Raw genomic sequence first — 3,086 nt, forward strand, 5'->3', positions numbered from 1 at the left:
GATAACAATATTTATTATGGGTTTACTGGGTCTTTTATTTGATATCACATTAAGAAAAATAATTGATAAAACTATTCCTTGGCGTGGAAAAGGATAAATGTTAAGGGGATGAAATGAAGACCCCAGTTTTAAAAAAACTAGTCATTAAAATATTCCAAAAATTTGGTCTAAGTAAAGATCATGCTTTAATTTCTACTGATGCATTAATTAATGCAGAATTAGTTGGTGCATACGGTCATGGTTTATCAAGACTAAAGATGTACTGTGATCGAATTTCTAAAAAAGTAATTAATCCAAAACCAAAAATTAAGATTAAAAAAATTTCTACTTCAATTTCTCACATTGATGCAAATAATAGTATTGGTTTTGTTGCAGCTGATTTAGGAATTAAAACTGCAATTAAACACGCCCAAAAAACTGGTATTGGAATGGTAGCAGTTAAAAATAGTGGTCACTATGGTTTATCGGGCTATTACGCGGAACAAGCAGTAAACAAAAATTTAATTACAATGATCTATACAAATGCTCCACCTGCAGTTGCTCCACATGGTGCTTTAAAAACTTTATTTGGAACAAATCCAATTTGTTTTGGATCCCCTACTGGCTCTAAAATTCCATTTATTCTAGATACATCAATCTCCATGATTAATAGAGGAAAAATTAGAGTTGCAGCAAGAAACAATCAATCAATTCCTGCGGGAGTTGCTTTAGATAAGTTTGGTAAACCAACTACAGATGCTAAAAAAGCTTTAACGGGAGTTCAATTGCCAATTGCAGGCTTTAGAGGATCGGGACTTGCTTGGATGGTAGATATTTTAAGTGGAGTTTTAACTGGAGGAAATCACGCAGGAAGAGTTAAAGATCCATTTGATGATTTTTCGGGTCCACAAAATATTGGACATTTATTTATTACTTTTAAAGCAAATTTATTTCAAAAAAATTATAACCAACGAATTAAAGATAATATTAAAACAATAAAAAAACTTCCTAAGATAAAAGGTGTTAAAGATATAATGTATCCAGGACAAAATAAATTCTTTAGGTATAAAAAAAATTTAAAAAAAGAAATTTCAATACCAGATATAATAAAGAGAGATTTAGAAATCTTAATACGTTAACACTGTTAGAGCACCCAAAGAAACGATGACTGAAGAAAGAATGATTGTTCTTTTTACCTTTTCTTTTTTTTTCTCTTCGTAAAGCCTTTGTTTTAAAATCTCTATATTTACTCTTTTAGCTACTTGTTTAACCTTGGTGGGAGTACTCAGAATATCAGCTTTATGTTTAAGAACATCCAATTCCACGACATTATTACTTTCAGAATGTTGAGAAGGGGTCTCCATAGGATCAGATGTTCTTTTTAAGCTTTCTGTACTCATAGCCTCAATTAACCATGTTAGAGAAAATTAATAAATATTTCTAATGTCCAAAATGGGTAATTTGATGAGATATTTTGACCCTGATTTATGAATTTTTTTTTTAATTCCCAATTCCTATGATGGTTAAATCATCATCTAAAATGTCATCATTGTCTCTAATTCCAGTCTCTTTGTAGTCCTTTTTGAGACTTTTTAATCTTATTTCCTCAGCAGAATTTTCAAGTTCTTTTTGTAAAGACGAATTTTGATGATTAAGTAGAAGTTTTTTAACTCCATCAATACCTATTTCGTTTTTATTTTCGTCTATACACTCTGAAAAACCATCAGTAAAACAATAAATTCTACCTCCATCTAATTTAAAAGTGTCTAGCTTGTAAACATTTTCATCTTTGTGTTTAACTATTGCAAGAGGAGTAGAAGATGAGGGGTACTCAACAAAATCCTTTCCATTTCTAAACAAAGCTGGTTGATGACCTGCATTTGCTATTTCAACAACATCTGTTTTAATATTATAACACCCTACAATTGAGGTAACAAAAGTGCCAGGTGGATTAGTTTCGTTTAAATCGTTGTTCATCTCAAGTAAGATTTCATTTGGCTTAAATTTTAATCTTGAAAAAATTTTAAATAAAGTAATGGCCTTGGCCATAACCATGCCAGCATTAACTCCTTTTCCAGAAACATCTGATAAAGTGAAATAAACGAGATCATCATGCAAATAAAAATCATAAAAATCTCCTGATATTTCTCTAGCAGGAATATTTAATCCATAAATTGGATAATTAGACAAATCTCTATTTGGCATTAAACGTTTTTGTACATCCATGGCTAGTTTAATTTCAGATGAAACTCTGTTTTTCCATTTATTTTTTTGTTTTTCGCTTTGTTCCAGTTTATCCATTAAAAAATTGTATTGAGTGCCAATAATTCCACTATCAGTGAATGGATCTTGTGGTGCTCTTAATGAATAATCCTCTGTTTTTGCTTGATTGGTTAATACTTCCAGCAATTCATGAGTATCTGTTGATGCGTTGTGCTCAGAAATATTCAAACCAAGCTCCTCCTGAATTTTTCCTACCCTAAGCGGAAAAACATAATTTATAGATTTAAAAATAATAAAAGCTGCAATAAAACAAAATCCACCAATACTAAATGTTCCTATAATCTGAATTGTTAATTGCTCTAATCTTGTCTTATCTAATCCCATCATTTCAAAATCGCCAAATATAGCGACCGATAAAGTTCCCCATATACCTCCTACTAAGTGAACAGGTATAGCACTAACAACATCGTCGATTTTTAATTTTTCTAATAAAATAATTGCTGAGCCTGATAAAATTCCTCCAATTGCTCCAATGTATATTGCTTCCGATGGATTAACATAAGCACAACTTGCTGTAATCGAAACTAAGCCAGCTAAAGGTCCTGTAATCATAAATAATGGTTCTGGTTTTTTCATTACAATAATTCCCATTGCACTTGAAAAGATTAAACCAAATGATGCTGATAAAAAGGTATTAATTAATATTAATGGAATTTTTAAATCCATTGCTCCATTTGCACCTCCATTAAATCCAAACCAACCAAACCATAAAATTAAGGCACCAAGAGCAGCTATTGGTGTATTGCTTCCTTGAAATAGTTTTTTATCTTTATCTTTTCTAAATCGACCTGTTCTACTTCCGATAATGATTAATATTGCTAATG

The 3,086-nt window shown here is 30.8% G+C and carries 3 protein-coding genes; 1 reads left to right on the top strand and 2 read right to left on the bottom strand.

What is annotated here, in order from left to right; translation table 11 throughout:
- Nucleotides 1–113: 113 nt before the first annotated feature.
- The gene (locus AMO08_RS02660) at nucleotides 114–1,118 is read left to right on the top strand and encodes an Ldh family oxidoreductase (RefSeq protein WP_075484880.1); all 1,005 of its coding nucleotides are present in this window, start codon (nucleotides 114–116) and stop codon (nucleotides 1,116–1,118) included.
- On the opposite strand, the gene AMO08_RS02665 is transcribed toward AMO08_RS02660, so the two are convergent.
- Entirely contained in the window at nucleotides 1,107–1,379 is a 273-nt protein-coding gene (locus AMO08_RS02665; protein WP_075484882.1) for a hypothetical protein, read from the bottom strand. The genes AMO08_RS02660 and AMO08_RS02665 overlap by 12 nt on opposite strands.
- Before the next feature lie 100 nt (nucleotides 1,380–1,479).
- Nucleotides 1,480–3,086 (bottom strand): SpoIIE family protein phosphatase (locus AMO08_RS02670; RefSeq protein ID WP_075484884.1); only part of this gene is annotated, 1,607 nt, incomplete at its 5' end.

Source organism: Candidatus Pelagibacter communis (assembly GCF_001180205.1).
Lineage (GTDB): Bacteria > Pseudomonadota > Alphaproteobacteria > Pelagibacterales > Pelagibacteraceae > Pelagibacter > Pelagibacter ubique_O.